14 protein-coding genes are annotated in these 18,393 nt (G+C 62.2%); 13 read left to right on the forward strand and 1 reads right to left on the reverse strand.

Annotation, left to right across the window (positions count from 1 at the left end):
- Positions 1–238: 238 nt before the first annotated feature.
- The 6 genes from ACZ52D_RS00850 to mdoH all read left to right on the forward strand — a co-directional run bounded on the left by ACZ52D_RS00850 (position 239) and on the right by mdoH (position 9,425).
- Positions 239–1,852 (forward strand): thiamine pyrophosphate-binding protein, encoded by a 1,614-nt coding sequence (locus tag ACZ52D_RS00850; RefSeq protein WP_464442190.1) that lies wholly within the window; start codon positions 239–241, stop codon positions 1,850–1,852.
- On the forward strand, positions 1,839–3,038 hold the full coding sequence (locus ACZ52D_RS00855) for a CaiB/BaiF CoA transferase family protein (RefSeq protein ID WP_464442192.1): 1,200 nt from the start codon (positions 1,839–1,841) through the stop codon (positions 3,036–3,038). Before ACZ52D_RS00850 ends, ACZ52D_RS00855 begins: the two co-directional genes overlap by 14 nt.
- A 259-nt stretch (positions 3,039–3,297) precedes the next feature.
- Positions 3,298–4,659 carry a tetratricopeptide repeat protein gene (locus ACZ52D_RS00860; RefSeq protein ID WP_464442194.1) on the forward strand — a complete coding sequence of 454 codons (1,362 nt, stop codon included), beginning with the start codon at positions 3,298–3,300 and terminating at the stop codon, positions 4,657–4,659.
- 55 nt (positions 4,660–4,714) lie between these two features.
- The gene (locus tag ACZ52D_RS00865) at positions 4,715–5,995 is read left to right on the forward strand and encodes an OpgC family protein (RefSeq protein WP_464442195.1); all 1,281 of its coding nucleotides are present in this window, start codon (positions 4,715–4,717) and stop codon (positions 5,993–5,995) included.
- Positions 5,992–7,500 carry an OpgD/OpgG family glucan biosynthesis protein gene (locus ACZ52D_RS00870; RefSeq protein ID WP_464442197.1) on the forward strand — a complete coding sequence of 503 codons (1,509 nt, stop codon included), beginning with the start codon at positions 5,992–5,994 and terminating at the stop codon, positions 7,498–7,500. The genes ACZ52D_RS00865 and ACZ52D_RS00870 overlap by 4 nt, the downstream gene beginning before the upstream one ends.
- A complete protein-coding gene (mdoH, locus tag ACZ52D_RS00875) occupies positions 7,497–9,425 on the forward strand; it encodes a glucans biosynthesis glucosyltransferase MdoH (RefSeq protein ID WP_464442198.1) in 1,929 nt (642 codons plus the stop codon). The genes ACZ52D_RS00870 and mdoH overlap by 4 nt, the downstream gene beginning before the upstream one ends.
- A 55-nt stretch (positions 9,426–9,480) precedes the next feature.
- Here the strand turns inward: mdoH and ACZ52D_RS00880 are convergent, their stop codons facing one another.
- A complete protein-coding gene (locus tag ACZ52D_RS00880) occupies positions 9,481–9,957 on the reverse strand; it encodes a rhodanese-like domain-containing protein (protein WP_464442200.1) in 477 nt (158 codons plus the stop codon).
- A gap of 292 nt (positions 9,958–10,249) precedes the next feature.
- Here ACZ52D_RS00880 and ACZ52D_RS00885 point away from each other — a divergent pair, with 292 nt between their 5' ends.
- The 7 genes from ACZ52D_RS00885 to selD are packed head-to-tail and all read left to right on the forward strand — an operon-like array spanning position 10,250 to position 18,372.
- The gene (locus tag ACZ52D_RS00885; RefSeq protein ID WP_464442201.1) at positions 10,250–13,111 is read left to right on the forward strand and encodes a monovalent cation/H+ antiporter subunit A; all 2,862 of its coding nucleotides are present in this window, start codon (positions 10,250–10,252) and stop codon (positions 13,109–13,111) included.
- A gap of 2 nt (positions 13,112–13,113) precedes the next feature.
- Positions 13,114–13,467, forward strand: a complete 354-nt coding sequence (locus ACZ52D_RS00890) for a Na+/H+ antiporter subunit C (protein WP_222453774.1) — start codon at positions 13,114–13,116, stop codon at positions 13,465–13,467.
- Positions 13,467–14,999, forward strand: coding sequence for a monovalent cation/H+ antiporter subunit D (locus ACZ52D_RS00895; protein WP_464443150.1), 1,533 nt, complete (start codon positions 13,467–13,469; stop codon positions 14,997–14,999). Before ACZ52D_RS00890 ends, ACZ52D_RS00895 begins: the two co-directional genes overlap by 1 nt.
- Entirely contained in the window at positions 14,996–15,493 is a 498-nt protein-coding gene (locus ACZ52D_RS00900) for a Na+/H+ antiporter subunit E (RefSeq protein ID WP_464442202.1), read from the forward strand. Before ACZ52D_RS00895 ends, ACZ52D_RS00900 begins: the two co-directional genes overlap by 4 nt.
- Entirely contained in the window at positions 15,490–15,759 is a 270-nt protein-coding gene (locus tag ACZ52D_RS00905; protein ID WP_222453777.1) for a K+/H+ antiporter subunit F, read from the forward strand. Before ACZ52D_RS00900 ends, ACZ52D_RS00905 begins: the two co-directional genes overlap by 4 nt.
- Positions 15,760–15,768: 9 nt before the next feature.
- Positions 15,769–16,167: a Na+/H+ antiporter subunit G gene (locus tag ACZ52D_RS00910; protein ID WP_222453778.1), complete on the forward strand. Its 399-nt coding sequence runs from the start codon at positions 15,769–15,771 to the stop codon at positions 16,165–16,167.
- Positions 16,168–16,197: 30 nt separating this feature from the next.
- Entirely contained in the window at positions 16,198–18,372 is a 2,175-nt protein-coding gene (gene selD / locus ACZ52D_RS00915; protein WP_464442203.1) for a selenide, water dikinase SelD, read from the forward strand.
- Positions 18,373–18,393 lie beyond the last annotated feature (21 nt).

Consider the following 18,393-nt stretch of genomic DNA (forward strand, 5'->3'; position numbering starts at 1 on the left):
TCCTCGGCCGTGACAGGCATGGAAGCCTTACGTCCTCGCCCTCCAACGATTGCGTGTCGCCCCCGGCATGTCTGCGCAGATAGCCTGCCACTGCCTATTTCAGCGGCACCCAGGGTTTGAACGTGGGTGGATTTCCGCGCTTCGCTGCCGTCACCAAGTGTCACACTGGCGTGAGAGGGCTTGCACGCGCTGACAACCTCGGCAATCTGGCGATAATTCAACAAGCTGGACAACGGGCATGACACCGAAACATCGAGCTGCTGACGTACTGGCGCAGCGCCTTTATCAAGCAGGCTGCCGCCACGCCTTCGGCATGCCCGGCGGCGAAGTTCTGACACTGGTCGATGCCCTGACACGGGCGGGAATCGCGTTCCATCTGGCAAAGCACGAAAACTGTGCGGGTTTCATCGGCGAGGGCGTCCACCACGCGGATGGGGCCCCGGTTGTGCTAGTGGCCACCCTCGGCCCCGGCGCGCTGAACGGTGTCAACGTCGTCGCCAATGCCTTGCAGGATCGTGTTCCAATGCTGGTGCTGACAGGCTGCGTCGACGCCGACGAGGCCCATTGCTATACCCATCAGGTTCTCGATCATCAGGCAGTCATGCGCCCCATCACCAAGGCGAGCTTTCGGCTCGACGCAAATGCTGCGGGGCTGATTGCCGACAAGGCGATCTCGATTGCAACCGCACCACGCAACGGGCCGGTGCACATCGACGTTCCGATCTCCGTTGCGGATGCACCAGCCCCGAGAGCCTCGCCACGCAGCGCGCCAGCAAGTGCAACTGTGCCAGACAGCGCGGCGCTGGAGCGGGCGCACGACTGGCTCGCTGCGTCAGACCGACCGCTGGCGGTGATAGGATTGGATGCCTTGCAGGAAAATGCGGGCGATACGCTTCGCAGTTTCCTCGAGAAATTCCAGATCCCCTTTGTCACCACGTACAAGGCCAAGGGTATCATCCCCGAAGACCACCCGCTCTGTCTTGGCGCGGCCGGTCTGTCGCCGCTGGCTGACAAGTTCCTGCTGCCACTGTTGCGCGCGGCCGACCTCGTGCTGTGTTTCGGCTATGATCCGATCGAGATGCGGCCGGGCTGGCGCGATGTGTGGGATCCGGATCGACAAAGAGTGATCGACATCGCCCCCGAGACAAACACCCATTACATGCACCAGGCAGGGCTGAACTTCGTCGCAGCCCTCAACCCCACACTCACGGCCTTGTCAACTGGCGCAGCGCCTCGCGCGACCTGGACCTGCGGGCAACATCTCGAAGTCAAAGCCGCGCTGGCCGAGGCGTTTCCGCAAAATGATGCCTGGGGGCCAGCGGGCGTCATCGCGGAATGCCGCGCGACCTTGCCGTCGGATACGCTTGCCACGGCCGACAGCGGCGCGCACCGAATTCTGCTCAGCCAGATGTGGCAGTGCGACGAGCCTCGCGGGCTGATCCAGTCTTCCGGGCTTTGCACAATGGGCTGCGCCGTGCCGATGGCCATTGGTCGAAAACTGGCACAGCCGGACCGCCCGGTTGTCAGCTTCTCCGGAGACGCGGGCTTTTTGATGGTCGCAGGCGAACTCGCCACCGCGGCTGAACTGGGTGTTGCTCCGATCTTCGCGGTATTTGCAGATGCCAGTCTCGCCCTTATCGAGCTGAAGCAACGCCAGAGACAGTTGAAAAACGCCGGGGTGGACTTCGGCAGGCACGACTTCGCCGCCATGGGCCGCGCCTTTGGTGGCAATGGAGCAACCGTGCGCGATCGCCTTCAGCTGCGCGAGGCGTTGCAAGAGGCGTTGAATGCCGACACATTTACCGTAATTTCGGCAGAGATCGACGCAGGAGGCTACGATGGGCGGATCTGAACAATTACCTCACGGGGCGCTGAAGGGCGTCAAGGTTCTCGACCTGTCGCGCATTCTGGCAGGTCCTACCTGCACCCAGCTGCTGGGCGACCTCGGGGCCACGGTCATCAAAGTGGAAAACCCAGCAACCGGCGGGGATGACACCCGCCAATGGGGGCCACCCTACGTCGTGGACTCCGCTGGCAAACAATCCGATCTCTCGGCCTACTTCATGGCTGCGAACCGCAACAAGCATTCGATCGCGGTGGATATCGCCAGCGCAGAGGGCCAACGCACCATCCTCCGCCTCGCGGCGGAGGCAGACATCCTGATCGAGAATTTCAAACCCGGCGGCCTTGCAAAATACGGACTGGATTACGCGAGTCTGCGCGACGAGTTTCCAGGGCTGATCTATTGCTCGATCTCCGGCTACGGCCAGACCGGCCCGAACAGCCACAAACCGGGCTATGACATCATGGCCCAGGGTTTCGGCGGGTTCATGTCCCTGACCGGAGAGCCGGACGGCGAACCGATGAAGGCGGGCGTCGGCATCGCCGACGTGATGTGTGGCATGTATGCCTGCATCGGCATCCTGTCCGCGCTGCACCACCGGGAGAAGACCGGCGAAGGTCAGCAGATCGATCTGTCGCTGGTCGATTCCCAGACCGCCTGGCTGATCAACGAGGGTGTCGCCCATCTTAACACCGGCATGAATCCCCGGCGGCGAGGCAACGAACATCCCAGCATCGTGCCCTATGGAACCTATGAAACCGCCGATGGTCATGTCATTCTGGCCGTCGGCAACGACAGCCAGTTTCGCCGCTTCATGGAGTTTCTGAAGCTGGAAGGGCTGGCCGAAGACCCGCGATTTTCCACCAACCCGGCACGCCTGGACAACCGCGACGCTCTGAACGCGATCCTCCGCCCGGCTGTGCAGCGCCACACCACCGAGGAAGTGCTGGCGGCCATGGAAACACGCAAGGTCCCCGCTGGACCGGTGCAGGACCTGCCAACCCTCTTCAAGACAGAACAGGTGACAGCCCGCAACATGGTGGTCGATATGGATACGGTCGCCGGTCCCGTCAAACTCTTGGGCAACCCGCTTAATTTCTCCCGAACCCCGGTCACATACCGTCGACCGCCCCCCGCCTGCGGCGACAGCACCGATGAAATCCTGGGCGCGACCTCCCCCTTTGACCTGACTTAGGGCGCCGTCCTGCGGCAGGTTTTTGCCAAGTATTTCAGTTTCCGGCAAAACACCGCCAAAACGGCGGTGTTTCTGTCGTTTCTCGCCCTGAGCTCTTGCAAAAAAATCTCTAGAAATCTTACACCTGCGCCAAATTCTGCCGTCTGGACCACACGGGCAATCACCAAAGCGCGAGCGGGGTTCGCCGGAAGCAATACGATGATCTAACCTTTCTTGGACCGGCCTGACCGCGATTGCTTTACGACAGAGATTGGACCCCATGACGCATGATATCTTCGGCCAAGACACCAGCCTGACCGCTGGCGCCGCCCTGAACGACTGGAACGCGGTGCAGCTTGGGATATTGTCCCATTCCGCGTCCACGGCCCAACACCTCGCCGCAGTGCTGCAGAGCGCGCCGCGATTTACCCTCGGCCATGCGATCAAGGGACTGTCGCTTTTGATGCTGGGCCGCAGCGAACTCATCCCCTCGGCGCGAGAGGCACTTCGTGACGCCCGTGCCTGCTACGAGGCTGCCCTGCCGCGCGAGCGCAAGTATGTCGACGCCCTGGGCAGCTGGCTGCAGGGCCAGCCCAGCCGCGCAGTCAGCCAAATGGAAGAGGTCCTGGCCCGTTGGCCGCAGGACAGCCTCGCGATGAAGCTGAGCCACGGCATCCGCTTCATCCTCGGCGATGCCAAGGGGATGCGCGGTTCGCTTGAACGGGTGCTGCCCGCCTACGCCCCGGACCATCCCGGGCACGGCTACCTGCTGGGATGCCACGCCTTTGCACTTGAAGAAACCGGCGAGTACGAGCGTGCGGCAACAGCCGGGCGTCAGGCGCTCTGGACGGCACCTGACGACGCCTGGGGGCTGCACGCTGTCGCACATGTCCATGACATGACCGGCAACGCCCGAGCCGGGCTCGAGTGGCTTGAGGGCCGCGAGGGTGCCTGGGCCCACTGCAACAATTTCCGCTATCACGTGTGGTGGCACAAGGCGCTGATGTATCTGGATCTGGGCCAGATGGACCAAGCTCTCGCGCTCTATGACACGAAAGTGCGCAGCGACAAGACTGACGATTACCGCGACATTTCCAATGCCACGTCTCTCTTGATGCGGCTGGAACTGGAAGGCGTCAGCGTCGGAGATCGTTGGGAGGAGCTGGCCGAGCTCTGCGCACAGCGGACCGAAGACGGCAGCCTGGTGTTTGCTGACCTGCATTACCTGATGGCTCTGGTCGGCCACCGCCCGGAAGAGGCGCATCGTCTGGTACAGCGCATTCATTCCGATGGACGCAGCCCACAGACCGAAGCACAGACACGCATGGCCTCTCCCGGCTGCGCCGCTGCCGACGGCTTGGAGGCTTTTGGAGAAGGCAACTACGCCGCTGCCTTTGCCCACCTGTGCGCGGCGCGCCCCACCATGCAGCTGGCCGGCGGAAGCCACGCCCAGCGCGACGTCTTCGAGCGCATCACCATCGACGCAGGCTTGCGCGCGGGACGACTGAACGAGATCGAGACACTCCTCGACGACCGCCGCCGACTGCGCGGCGGCACTGAAGACAACTATTCTCTGGCCCGACGCGAATTAATTGCGGAGGCGCGGAACCCGCCCGCCCCAACGAGCGTTCCAGCGGAATAGATTGCAGCGGATTTCCGCATTCACATTTCAACCCACCAAGGACCAGAAACGACAGATGTCCACCGTTGCGCCCTTTCCCGGGCCCGTCAAAGACCCCGGCGCCGCCAATCAAGCGGTGCCGCCACAGCAAACGGCCGAAGCCCCAAGACCTGCATCGCCACGCCCACGTGATCCGCGTCTCGATTTCTATCGCGGTATCGCCATGTTCATCATCCTAGTGGCCCATATCCCCGGCAACCGGTGGGCCAACTGGATTCCGGCCAGATTTGGGTTTTCCGATGCAACGGAGATCTTCGTCTTCTGTTCCGGGATGGCCTCGGCGATTGCCTTTGGCGGCACATTCGACCGGCAAAGCTGGTGGTTGGGCACGGCGCGCGTGGTGTTCCGATGCTGGCAGGTGTTCTGGGCGCACATCGGCTTGTTCTTCTTTCTCGCGATGTCGATGGCAGCGCTGGACCTCTATGGCGGCTTCGAGAAAAGCTATGTGAACTCGCTGAACCTTGGACATTTCTTCAAGGATCCGATGACGCAGATCGTCGGCATCTTCACCCTGACCTACGTGCCCAATTATTTCGACATCCTGCCGATGTACCTTGGGGTCCTGGTGCTGCTGCCCCTGATGATGGCGTTGCACAAGGTCGGAATGTGGGCAGTGGTGACGGCCAGCTGCCTGATCTGGCTTACGGCCAACCCCTACATCCTGGGCCTCGGCCCCAACGGCATTTCCTTCCCGGCCGAGCCATGGTCGGATCGCGAATGGTTCTTCAACCCGCTCGGCTGGCAACTGCTGTTCTTTACCGGGTTCGCCTTCATGAAAGGGTGGCTGCCGAAACCCCCGGTCTCCAGACTGCTGGTGGCGCTGGCTCTGGCCTTTGTCATCCTGTCCGCCCCATTCGGCAGCCACAAGGTCTTCACCTGGGTGAACGCGGCCAGCCCGGATTTGGCGCAAATGATCGAACCCGGCCGCGAGGCGATCCGGGAATGGCGCGAGAAGACCGACTTCGGCTTGCTGCGCTACGGCCACTTCCTCGCGCTAGCATACTTGGGCTGGGTTGCGGCAGGCACCGGCGGCAAACGACTGGTTGCAGCAGGGCAGACAGTTGGTGCGCGCACATGGGCGCTGTTCCTGCGCCTGGTCACCAAGGTTGGGCAACAATCGCTGGCGGTCTTCGTGTTCTCGATGGCGTTGGCGCGCTTTATCGGGTTTGCCCTGGATCAGACCGAGCGTGCGGTCCTGACCACCGCCGCAGCCAACCTTGCAGGGTTTGCACTGATCATCGGTTGCGCCTATGGCGCTGCCTGGTTCAAATCCCAACCGTGGAGGGCGCGCAAATGACTTCGCTCACTCGTCGCTCCTTCCTCACAACCGCCCTGGGTACGACCATACTGGCGGCTCTGCCGATGAAAGGCCGGGCCGATCTCCCCTTTAGCCATGACAGGGTGGTGGAAAAGGCCCGCGCGCTGGCCCAACAGGACTACGCGGAACGCCCCACTGTACCGAAAGACTGGCTCAAACTATCCTATGACGACTACAGAACGCGCTGGTTCCGCACCGCCGACGCGTTGTGGTCTGACACGCAACGCAGCTACAACGTGGACTTCTTCCTGCCCGGCCTCTACTTCCCACGTCCCGTGCAGATCAACACGGTGACCGATGGACAAACAGCGCCGGTACCGTTCGATCTGTCCTTGTTCGACAAATCCGACAAGGCACCGGAGCTTTCGAGCGAAGGGCACCTTGGCTATTCCGGACTTCGCCTGCGCACCAATCTGGACACGGCGGACCACAAGACCGAGTTCTGCGTCTTTCAGGGGGCCAGTTATTTTCGCGCCATCGGAATCGGCAACACATACGGGCTGTCTGCCCGAGGGCTTGCGCTGAAAACCGCGGACCCGGAAGGCGAGGAATTCCCTGAATTCATCGAGTTCTGGCTCGAAGCACCCGAACCTGAGCAGCGCCATTTCATCCTGCATGCCCTGATGGATTCGCCCTCGGTCACCGGCGCCTACCGGTTTCATGTCACCCCGGGGGCCAACACCGTGATGGAAGTGGAGGCGACACTTTTCCCACGGAAGGAACTGAAACATGCGGGTCTCGCGCCCCTAACCTCCATGTTCCTGTTCGACGCCACCAATCGCCACCGCTTTGATGATTTCCGGCCCGCGGTACATGACAGCGACGGGCTGCTGGTCGCAAACGGCAATGGCGAGATCCTGTGGAGACCCTTGGCCAACCCCAACCGTCTGGAAGTCTCTTCCTTCATCGACGAAAATCCGCGCGGCTTCGGGTTGAGCCAAAGAGCGCGGAAATTGACCGATTACAACGATCTCGAGGCTCTCTACCACAAACGCCCCAGTCTTTGGGTGGAACCGAAACACGAGTGGGGCAAGGGGGCCGTCACGCTTGTCGAAATTCCGGCCGACAAGGAAATCTATGACAATATCGTCGCGTATTGGCGACCGCAGACGCCTTATGCCGCAGGGTCCGAAGTCAACCTCAGCTACCGGCTGAGCTGGGGCGCGGAACCGTCCCTGCCCCTGCCCCGCGTAGTGGAAACCGCAAGCGGCGCACGGATCTTTGGCGGGCCGGGACGGATCATGACCATCGAATATGAGCCGCACCCTCTGCACGAGGGCAATCCGGATGGGCTGACCGTGCATATCCATTCTCCGCACGTTCAAACCTCCGACGGCATCTTGCAACGCAACCCGGAAACCGGCGGCCTGCGCCTGGCGTTCTATTTCGATCCCGGAGATCGCGATCATGTGGAATTGCGCGCGCAACTGCGCAAGGATGGTGCCCCCGCGTCCGAGGTCTGGCTTTACAGGTGGACAGCATGACACGGGAGCTTTCCACATTGCAGTCAACAGAACCAAACGTGGCAACCACGCCCGCTGACAGCCTGATGCCGCCGGAGCAACCTCTGGCCATGCCCGCGCAGGATTTTGCTTGCGAGTTTCATGACAGTGCCGCTCCGGAACAGAAACCACCGAGACAGGTGGCCCTCTGGCGCCTGCTGGCCTTCTCACCCGCGATGCTGGCAACGGCCCTGTTGTGCTGGGTCATGCAGGGGTGGTTCGCCGCCGACGGTTTCATGGCGCTCGAAGTGTTGCTTCTGACGCTGATCGGCTTCAACTTCTTCTGGATCGCCTTTACGGTCTCCACCGTTCTTCTGGGGCTCTACGGGCTATCCCGCCGTCCCAGAACACGAAACCTTGGCCCGTCACGCCCAATGAAGGTCGCGTTGCTGATCCCCGTCTACAACGAGAACCCTTGGTACGTGCTGGGGAACGCACACTCCATGCTGCAGGATTTGCACGGACGCGGTGGTCAGCACGATTACGAGATGTTCATCCTGTCCGACACCCGAGACGAGGTCATCGCGGAACAGGAGCGCGCCAGCGTCGAGGCTCTGCGCAGCATGTTGCCGCCGGGCAGTCGACTGTACTATCGTCGTCGCCCGGACAACGCCGGGCGCAAGGTCGGCAACATCTCGGATTGGGTGCGCCGCTGGGGCGCGGGCTATGACGCGATGCTGGTGCTGGACGCCGACAGCCTGATGACGGGGCGCGCCATTGCCCGTTTGACCGATGCATTGTCACGCGATCCCGGAGCCGGACTGATCCAGAGCTACCCGCAACTGATCGGTGCGCAATCGGTCTTTGGCCGCATGCAGCAGTTTGCCAACGGCGTTTACGGACTGGCGCTGGCCGAAGGGCTGGCGCGTTGGGCCGGTCACGAAGGCAACTACTGGGGTCATAACGCGATCATTCGAACCCGAGCCTTTGCCGCCTGCGCCGGACTGCCGCTGCTGCGGTCTCCTTTCGGGGGCGGCGAAAAGCTGATCATGAGTCACGATTTCGTCGAGGCGGGCCTTCTGCGTCGGGCTGGGTGGTCGGTTCGGTTCCTCCCTCGCATCCGCGGCTCCTACGAGGAAACCCCTGCGACACTGATCGACCACATCCTGCGCGACCGGCGCTGGTGCCAGGGCAACCTTCAGCACCTCAACCTGCTGGGTGCCAAGGGATTCCGGGCGATCTCGCGCTTTCACCTGTTCCATGGCGCAATCGGCTATCTGATGGCCCCGGTCTGGTTTGCGCTTCTGGTCCTCTGGGCGGTGATCGGTCGAAGCGAAAAAGCATCGGTCATCCGCTATTTCAGCGAGAGCAACCCGTTCCGCCCCAGCTGGCCTGACATGTCGCAACCCAACCACGTGCTGGTCATCGTGCTGATCTACGCCATGCTGCTGGCGCCGAAATTGCTGGCGGCGATCGCCTTGCCGCTCACCGGGAGCCGGTTCTCGGAATACGGTGGTCCGCTACACTTCATGCTGTCCTTCCTGTCGGAAGTCGTGCTGGCGATCCTCTATGCCCCGATCCTGATGGTACAGCAGATGATTGCAGTCTTCCGGACCATGCTTGGCTTGCAAAAAGGGTGGGAGCCGCAGGCCCGTGACGGCGGCAGCTACGGGGTGCGCACGCTGCTTGTGTGCCATGCGCTCGAAACGATAAGCGGCGCGGCGCTATGGGCAGGGATCCTGTCGGGCGCAGTGTCCTGGTGGTTGGCTCCGATCGCCTTGTCGCTGGCTCTCGCGGTGCCGCTGTCAGCGCTGTCGGGTCTTCGGCCTGCAAACCGCATCCGCCACTGGATGGCCACCCGGGAGGAGTTCCGGGAACCCCGCATCACCTGCGCCGCGCGGGCTGCACGCGCCGAGCTGAAGGCCATGCTCGAAGGCGGCCCACGCCATCATACGCCGGCAGAATGAAAGCGATTGCGACGCGCCTCCTCGGGCGCGTCGCGCATTTTTCGCCGTCCTGTAGCTATTCTGCAGGCCAACGCGCCACGGGAAGTTTGCGCGCAATCCACCCTGGCCCATCTGCCGAGCCCAACATGCCTTCGGCGACATCGACCACATTGCTGAACCCCATATCCGCGAGGAGCCGCGCCTGTCGGGCGGAGCGCACTCCGCGCGCACAAATCAGCGCCACCGGCGCGTGTTTGTCTCCGCCCAAGGCGGCAAGCAGCTGCGGCGCAAAATCAGCGCGCCGCATGTCGATCTGCTGGCTATCCAAAGGAACGCCCGTGGCCCGCCATTCCTTTGGCGTCCGGATATCGACCAGGGTAAGGACACCAGCCTGCGTTGCCGAAAACGCCTGCGCCGCGCCAAGCTTGGGCTGTTCAGGGGAGTTCGGGCGCTGCCAAAGCGCATAGCCCGCACCGGCCATGACAGTTGCAAGGCCGAGAACGAGCACCCGACGCCGCGACCAGTCGGTGCCATCATCGCCTCTCGTGTTCATGTCTCCCTCCATTGCCGCGCCGGACGGACGTTTGCGGATGTCCCGCCACGGCCCCCCTTCCCAAGTAGTAGCCGCCACACCCCGGCCAATCACCAAAAACAGGCATTTTCGGGCGGTCAAGTTCTTGTTATTGCGCCAACGCACCCCAATTATGCCGATGACAAGCGTCCGGCTTGCACGATGGCCTGCGGCATTCCGACCGCAGCATGAGCAGCAAGGGTGGTTCTGAGCGCGAAAATCGCTTAGCACTGACCAAAAACAAGACGCGCGAAAACCGACAGGAGACCTGCACGTGTCCCTTTTCCTGATTGCGGCCCTGCCCTTTCTCGGAGCCGTTTTCCCAGCGCTATTGATCCGCGCTGGACGTAACGCCGCGGCCTCTGCCGCAGGTTTCACCACTCTTTTGGCCTTTGTCGGGCTGATGCTGCACATCCCCGCAGTCTTCCGCGGCGAAACCGTGCAAGCCAGCATAGACTGGCTGCCGGCATTGGGTCTAAACGCCAATTTCTTTCTGGATGGCCTCGGCTTCCTGTTTGCCGCGATGATCCTCGGCATCGGGCTGTTGATCATCCTCTACGCCCGTTTTTACCTTTCGCGCGAAGACCCGATGGGGCAGTTCTTTTGCTACCTGCTGCTGTTCCAGGGCGCTATGGTTGGCATAGTTCTGTCCGACAACATATTGCTTTTGCTTGTTTTCTGGGAGCTAACCTCGCTGAGCTCCTTCCTCCTTATCGGCTATTGGAAACATCTCCCCGAAGGGCGCCAGGGCGCGCGTATGGCGCTCGCCGTGACCGGCTCCGGCGGCCTGGCGATGATCGCAGGCATGCTGATGCTTGGGCACATCGTCGGCTCCTACGATCTCAGCGTGATCCTGCAAAACAAGGACGCCATTCAAGCCTCGCCGCTGTACCTGCCGGCACTGATCCTGATCCTGTTGGGCTGTTTCACCAAATCCGCGCAGTTCCCGTTCCATTTCTGGCTGCCACATGCGATGGCGGCGCCGACACCGGTTTCCGCCTACCTGCACTCGGCAACGATGGTGAAGGCCGGTCTGTTCCTGATGGCGCGGCTGTGGCCGGTTCTGGCCGGCACGCCGGAGTGGTTCTACATCGTCGCAACCACCGGACTTGTGACCATGCTGGTGGGCGCCGTGATTGCGCTGTTCAAGGACGACCTCAAAGCACTTTTGGCCTTTTCCACCGTCAGCCATCTCGGCCTGATCACCATGCTGTTGGGCTTCGGGACCAAGATTGCGGCGGTGGTGGCCGTGTTCCACATCATCAACCACGCCACGTTCAAGGCGGCCCTGTTCATGACCGCCGGTATCGTCGATCACGAAGCTGGAACCCGCGACATCAAACGTCTGGGTGGGCTGCGACACCTGATGCCTGTCACCTTTGCCATCGGTACGGTGGCAGCACTGTCGATGGCAGGCATTCCGCCGCTCAATGGCTTTCTGTCAAAGGAAATGATGCTGGAAGAAGCGGCTCATACCACCTGGTACGGCTCCGCTCTGCTGGTACCGGTTCTCGTCACCGTGGCGGCGCTGTTTTCTGCCGCCTATTCGTTCCGCTTCATCGCCCATGTCTTCCTTGGCCCCAAGCGCGACGACTATCCCGGGCACCCACATGACCCGAACACCGGCATGTGGATCGGGCCAGCTTTCCTGGTCACCTTGGTGGTGTTGATCGGCCTCGCTTCGGCCAAGATCGCCGGGCCGCTGGTGGCGACGGCTGCCGGTGCCGTGATCGGCGGCGGCGAGCTGCCTTATTACTCGCTCAAGCTGTGGCACGGGCTGACACCGGCGCTCTACATGTCGATTGTCGCCGTCATCGGTGGTGTGGTGTTCCTCGCGCTGCATGCTCAGCTCTCACGGATCTGGACTGCACTGCCGCGCCCCGAAGCCAAGCAGATCTTTGAAGCTTTGGTCCATGCCCTGACCCGCACGGCGCGGGTGGTGACGGACGGGCTGCACAATGGCGCGCTGACGCGATACGCGGCGATCATGGTGACCTTCACGGTAATCATCGGCTATGCCGCCTACCGGGGCGGTACGCTGGGCGCGGCCACGCGTGAGATGCAGACGGCCGGGCTGCTGCCCGTTGTCGGGTGGTTCGCTCTCGTCGTGTCGACGCTGTTCATCGTAGCAAAGCACCGCAACCGCCTGGTTGCCTTGGTGTTGATCGGTGTCGTCGGTCTCGTCGTCTCGATGGCGTTCAACTATCTCTCGGCACCGGATCTGGCCCTGACACAGATCTCGGTCGAAGTGGTTACCATCATCCTGATGCTTCTGGCGCTGAATTTCATGCCCAAGGAAACCCCGGTCGAGACGCCGTTGCCCACCCGTCTGCGGGATGGTGCGATCTCGGTGGTCGCCGGTCTGGGCGCAGGCGGTCTGATCTACGCCCTGATGATGCGCGATTTCGCCTTCCCGACGATCTCGGACTACCACCTGGCCAATTCCTACAAGGGCGGTGGCGGCACCAATGTCGTCAACGTGATCCTTGTGGATTTCCGCGGCTATGACACGTTCGGCGAAATCATCGTTCTCGGCATCGCCGCGATGGTGATCTTTGCCCTCACCGAGGCCGTGCTGAACAGCCGGGTGCGCGCCTATCTCCTGAACCGCAAGCCCGATCTGCCGCAGGCTGGCGATGCGCACCCGCTGATGATGGTCGTGGCAACACGGGTGATGATGCCGCTGGCACTGATGGTGGCGGCCTATATCTTCTTCCGTGGGCACAACCTGCCGGGCGGTGGCTTCATCGCTGGTCTCATCGCCGCCATTGCGATCATCATGCAGTACATGGCCTCTGGCTTTGGCTGGGCGACCGAGCGGCAGCGCTACCCGTATCATGCGATCATCGGGTCTGGCGTATTGATTGCCGCCGCCACCGGCATGGGCGCCTGGTTCAATGGCATGCCCTTCCTGACCAGCGCCTTTGGCTACATCCATTGGGAACCGCTGGAGGAATTTGAATGGGCCACCGCGGCGCTGTTCGATCTTGGCGTCTTCCTCGCCGTGGTCGGGGCGGTGCTGTTGGCACTGGAAAGCCTGTCGCGCTTTGCCTGGCAACCCGGCATCAGCTCCGAACATGCAATGGACATCAACCCGGCACGCGACGAAGCGGCCAAGACCGGGACGGAGGGATAACAATGGAACTTCTCGTCGCCTCGGCCGTGGGCATCCTGACCGCGGCCGGTATCTATCTGATCCTGCGTCGCCGCAGTTTCCCGGTGATCCTGGGCCTGTCGCTGCTGACCTATGCAGTCAACGTGTTTCTGTTCGCCTCAGGACGCCTGATGTCCGGCGCGCCACCGATCCTCAACAAATACGAGGAGGTTCTGTACACGGATCCCTTGCCGCAGGCGCTGGTGCTGACCGCGATCGTAATCTCCTTTGGCATGACCGCGGTGGTGGTGATGATTGCGCTTGGCGCCTATCTGTCGTCGCGCGATGATCGTACCGCCCTCAACGCAGAACCCGAGGGATCCGGAGGCGACGCATGATGGACCACTTGCTGATTGCCCCGGTTGTGCTGCCGGCCCTGGTGGCGCCCTTCATCATCATGGCGGTGCGCCACCACATCGACCTGCAGCGAATTTTCTCGGTCGCCAGCGCCGTTTTGCTGGCCGCGATCTCGTTGACACTGGCGGCGAAGGCCGCCGACGGCAGCGTTTACGTCTACGAGCTGGGTGACTGGCCCGCCCCCTTTGGCATCGTACTGGTTCTGGATCGTCTGTCCGGCATGATGATCGTGCTGACCGCCCTGCTGGCATTGCCAGTTCTGCTCTACGCGATCGGGTCCGGCTGGGACACCCGCGGCAGCAACTTTCACGCGCTGTTCCAATTTCAGCTGATGGGCATCATGGGCGCCTTCCTGACGGGCGACGCCTTCAACCTTTTCGTATTTTTCGAAGTCCTCCTCATCGCGTCTTACGGCCTGATGATCCACTCCGGGGGCACCCGCCGCTTTCAGGCGGGCGTGCAATACGTTGTTTTCAACCTCCTTGGGTCCACCCTGTTCCTGTTTGCACTTGGCACGCTCTATGCCGTGACGGGCACGCTGAATATGGCCGACCTCGCCGTGAAGGTCGCCCAGATCCCTGCCGAGGAAACCGCCTTGCTGCGCGTCGCCGCAGTGCTCCTGTTGCTGGTCTTCGCAATCAAGGCGGCCCTGCTGCCGTTGCACTTCTGGTTGCCCTCCGCCTATGCCAACGCGCCGATGCCGGTCGCCGCACTTTTTGCCATCATGACAAAGGTCGGTGCCTATTCGATCCTGCGGATCTACACGCTGGTGTTCGGTCCAGAGGTCGAGGCGACCAATGGGCTGACGCAAAGCTGGCTCCTGCCCGCGGCGCTGCTGACCCTTCTCGCCGGGGCAATCGGTGTGCTGGGCTCGCGCAAGCTGGGGCGCCTTGCGGCGTTCGGCGCGATCTCCTCCATGGGGACATTGCTGATTGCGATCTCGCTGTTCACCCCTGCTGCCACGGCTGCCGCGCTCTATTATCTGGTCCATTCTACCCTGGCGGCCGCACTTCTGTTCCTGGTCGCGGATCTGGTCATCGAGCGCCAGGGACGCTGGATCCTGCCCCAGTTGCCGATGCCGCAAACCGGATTGATCTCGGCGCTGTTCTTTGCCGCGGCCATCGCGCTGGCAGGGATGCCGCCGCTGTCGGGTTTCCTGGGCAAGCTTCTGGTGCTGGACGCCACCCGAAACAACACGATGGCGACCTGGATCTGGGGCGTCATCCTGGTGGGCTCTCTCATCACCATCCTGGGGATGGCGCGCGCAGGCTCGCAACTGTTTTGGAAGGGGCACGGCTTACCGCAGGAAACCGCGGATGAACCGGGGGAAGTGCCCGCTGTGGCCGCACCTGTTGCCCAGCTGCCCTTCGTTGCCTGCTTTGGCCTGCTGTTCGGACTGGTGGTGCTGACAGTCTTTGCCGGACCGGCAACCCGTTATGCCGAGGCCACAGCTGCGCAACTCTTCACGCCGACGGCCTATATCGAAACCGTACTTGGCACGGAGGCCGAATGACCTTGTTTCGCCGCCTGTTTCCGCACCCGCTGCTCACCCTGCTGCTGACCGTAACGTGGCTTTTGCTGGTCAACGGCTGGTCGCTGAACTCGCTCTTGTTCGGCTTGGGACTGGGGATACTGATCCCCTTTCTGACCCAGGCCTATTGGCCGAACCGCCCGCGGCTGAGCCGCCCCTTGAAGGTGATTGAATATGTTCTGGTGGTTCTGGCGGACATCGTGCAGGCCAATATCATCGTTGCCCGCATCGTCTTGTTCAAACCCAACGGCGAACGCCGCCCCAACTGGATCACCATTCCGCTGGACCTGAAAACGCCCGAAGCGATCACCGCCCTTGCGGGGACCATCACCATGACCCCCGGGACACTGTCGGCAGATGTCTCGGACGAAGGCCACACGCTGCTTGTCCACTGCCTTGATGCGCCAAATCCGGAAGCGGTGCGTGACGAAATCAAGGAGCGCTACGAACGCCGCCTGAGGGAGATCTTCGAATGATCGGAATTGCCACCTATTTCGCCTTTGGCTGTTTCGCGCTGGCGCTGTTGATGAACCTCTGGAAGATCGTCACGGCGCCCGATGTCGCCGACCGCATTCTGGCGCTGGATACCATGTTCATCAACGCGATCGCCCTGATGGTGCTTTATGGTCTGGCGCTGGGGAGCGCGATTTTCTTCGAGGCTGCCATGATCATCGCGATGCTCGGCTTCGTGTCCACAGTGGCTTATGCGCGCTTTATCCTGCGCGGAAACATCATCGAGTGAGGGGCGGACATGGACAGCCTGTTTGAATTTCTGGTTTCAGCCTTTCTGGTGATCGCTGGCATTTTCGGCATCGTCGGCTCCTTCGGGCTGCTCAAGCTCGACGACCCGATGTCCCGTTTGCACGCCCCCACAAAGGCCACCACTCTGGGTGTGGGCGGTGTGCTGTTGGCGTCAATGCTGAACGCGGCGGCCTTTGGCGAATACTTCTCGATGCATGAGCTGATGATCACGCTGTTTTTGTTCCTGACCGCGCCGATCACTGCTCATTTCATCGCAAAGGTCCATATCCACCGGCAGGAGACCCGCGAAACCATGCCCGCCGCCGGGGAAGACGATCATTGGGCGACCCATGACACCCCCGAAGACGAGGAACGCCGCAACGCCGCAGCAGATCCCGCAGATCTCTGAGGCCCGCAGCACAGAGGGACTGAGCCCGCCATGCACGCCCCACCTCTGCCCCTGACCCGCGACCTGGTGCTGATCGGCGGCGGCCATAGCCATGCGCTGGTGCTGCGCAAATGGGCGATGAAACCCTTGCCCGGCGCCCGGCTGACCCTGATCAACCCCGGGCCTTGCGCGCCCTACTCGGGAATGCTGCCCGGGTTTGTTGCAGGTCATTATCGCCGCGAGGAGCTGGACATAGATCTCGTCCGACTCGCACGATTTGCCGGCTCCCGCATTATATTGGGGGCCGCGGAGCATATCGACACGGTGCAGCAACGCGTGCATGTGCGGGGACGCGCGCCAATTGCCTATGATGTCGCTTCCATCGACATCGGGATCACCTCGGACATGCCCGACCTGCCGGGCTTTGCCGACCATGCGACCCCGGCGAAACCCCTGGATGAGTTTGCAGCCCGTTGGCAAACGTTCCGCGAAGAGAGCCGCCCCGCACATGTGGCAGTGATCGGTGGCGGCATTGCTGGAACGGAGCTTGTCCTGGCGATGGCGCATGCCTTGAAATCCCGAGGGCGACTTGCGCAGGCGACGTTGATCGACAGCGACAGGGCGCTGGCGACTGTCAATGACCAAGCTCGGCAGACCCTGCGGCGCGCCATGAGCACTCTGGGTGTGCGGTTGGAGGAATACGCCTCGGTCGCGCGGATCGAGAAAGATCACATCCGGTTGCAGGACGGCCGCGAGATCCTGTCGGACTTCACCACCGGGGCCGCGGGTGCCCTGCCCTACGGCTGGCTGGAAAACAGCGGATTGGACCTGCAGGACGGGTTCATCCGCGTAGGCCCGACGTTGCAAAGTTCGGCTGCCAATCTGTTTGCAGTCGGCGATTGTGCCCACATGGATCACGCACCTCGCCCCAAGGCCGGGGTGTACGCCGTGCGCCAGGCCCCCGTCCTATTTCACAACTTGCGGGCCAGCCTGACGGGCGACCCGCTGCGCACATATCATCCGCAAAAGGACTACTTGAAACTCGTCTCTCTGGGGGAACGTCAGGCCTTGGCCGAGCGCTTCGGCCGCAGCTTCAGCGGACCATTGATGTGGCGATGGAAGAACCGGATTGACCAGAGCTTCATGGAACAATTCCGCGAGCCGCCAACCATGGAGCCGCCGGAACTGCCTGCCGAGCATACTGTTGGCATGGCGGAAGCCTTGGGAGACAAGCCATTGTGCGGAGGGTGCGGCGCCAAGGTTGGTCGCGGTGCTCTGTGGTCCGCCCTGGGCGGCATCAAGACAGCGGAACGGGAGGACATCACCTCATTGCCCGGTGATGACGCAGCACTGTTGACTACTGGCGGGGCCCAACAAGTGATATCGACAGATCATCTTCGCAGCTTCTGCACTGACCCTGCGATGATGACCCGGATCTCGGCGGTGCATGCACTGGGAGACATTTGGGCCATGGGCGCCGAACCGCAAGCGGCGACTGTGAACGTCATCCTCCCCCGCATGTCACCGGAGCTTCAGACCCGCAGCCTGGCTGAAATCATGGAGGTCGCCAGCGACGTCTTTACCTCGGCAGGTGCCGCGATTGTGGGCGGTCATACCTCGATCGGGGATGAGTTGACGATCGGTTTCACCGTGACCGGTCTCTGCCCCAAAGCGCCCATCACGCTCACAGGCAGCCGCCCCGGTGACGCCCTGATCCTGACCAAGCCGATCGGCTCCGGGGTGCTGATGGCCGCCGAGATGGCCGGCAAGGCAAATGGCGCCTGGGTGGCCAGCGCGTGGCAGCAGATGTGCCAACCACAAGACATCGCCTCTCAGATCTTGAGGCCTGCGTGCCATGCAATGACCGATGTGACGGGCTTTGGCCTGATAGGCCATCTTCTAGGCATCTGCGAGGCCTCATCTGTTGGTGCAGAGGTGTTCACCGGCCAAGTTCCCCTGATGCAGGGAGCCAAGACTTTGGCTGAAGCCGGGATCCGCTCTTCTCTTTTCGGCGCAAATCAAGGGGCCACCCCCGAACTGGTGACGCGCGGCTGGAAAGAACTGCTGTTCGACCCGCAAACTGCCGGCGGCCTGCTGGCAGCCGTGCCCGCATCCGACGCCCCGGCGCTTCTCAGCCAGTTGCAGGACGCGGGATACCCGGCGGAAATCATCGGCCGGACCAATTCTGTTGCCGGCGCGATCACCTTGAGCGAGGGAAATCCCTGATCGCAACGGTCCAGAATACTC

Source organism: Leisingera sp. S2M4 (assembly GCF_055398055.1).

Excerpts from the sequence above, each read along its gene's own strand:
- ACZ52D_RS00860 (WP_464442194.1), top strand. The coding sequence starts at position 3,298 with ATGACGCATGATATCTTCGGCCAAGACACCAGCCTGACCGCTGGCGCC.
- ACZ52D_RS00910 (WP_222453778.1), top strand. The coding sequence starts at position 15,769 with ATGGACAGCCTGTTTGAATTTCTGGTTTCAGCCTTTCTGGTGATCGCT.
- ACZ52D_RS00905 (WP_222453777.1), top strand. The coding sequence starts at position 15,490 with ATGATCGGAATTGCCACCTATTTCGCCTTTGGCTGTTTCGCGCTGGCG.
- ACZ52D_RS00895 (WP_464443150.1), top strand. The coding sequence starts at position 13,467 with ATGGACCACTTGCTGATTGCCCCGGTTGTGCTGCCGGCCCTGGTGGCG.
- selD (WP_464442203.1), top strand. The coding sequence starts at position 16,198 with ATGCACGCCCCACCTCTGCCCCTGACCCGCGACCTGGTGCTGATCGGC.
- ACZ52D_RS00900 (WP_464442202.1), top strand. The coding sequence starts at position 14,996 with ATGACCTTGTTTCGCCGCCTGTTTCCGCACCCGCTGCTCACCCTGCTG.
- ACZ52D_RS00855 (WP_464442192.1), top strand. The coding sequence starts at position 1,839 with ATGGGCGGATCTGAACAATTACCTCACGGGGCGCTGAAGGGCGTCAAG.
- ACZ52D_RS00865 (WP_464442195.1), top strand. The coding sequence starts at position 4,715 with ATGTCCACCGTTGCGCCCTTTCCCGGGCCCGTCAAAGACCCCGGCGCC.
- ACZ52D_RS00870 (WP_464442197.1), top strand. The coding sequence starts at position 5,992 with ATGACTTCGCTCACTCGTCGCTCCTTCCTCACAACCGCCCTGGGTACG.
- ACZ52D_RS00880 (WP_464442200.1), bottom strand. The coding sequence starts at position 9,957 with ATGAACACGAGAGGCGATGATGGCACCGACTGGTCGCGGCGTCGGGTG.
- ACZ52D_RS00890 (WP_222453774.1), top strand. The coding sequence starts at position 13,114 with ATGGAACTTCTCGTCGCCTCGGCCGTGGGCATCCTGACCGCGGCCGGT.
- mdoH (WP_464442198.1), top strand. The coding sequence starts at position 7,497 with ATGACACGGGAGCTTTCCACATTGCAGTCAACAGAACCAAACGTGGCA.
- ACZ52D_RS00850 (WP_464442190.1), top strand. The coding sequence starts at position 239 with ATGACACCGAAACATCGAGCTGCTGACGTACTGGCGCAGCGCCTTTAT.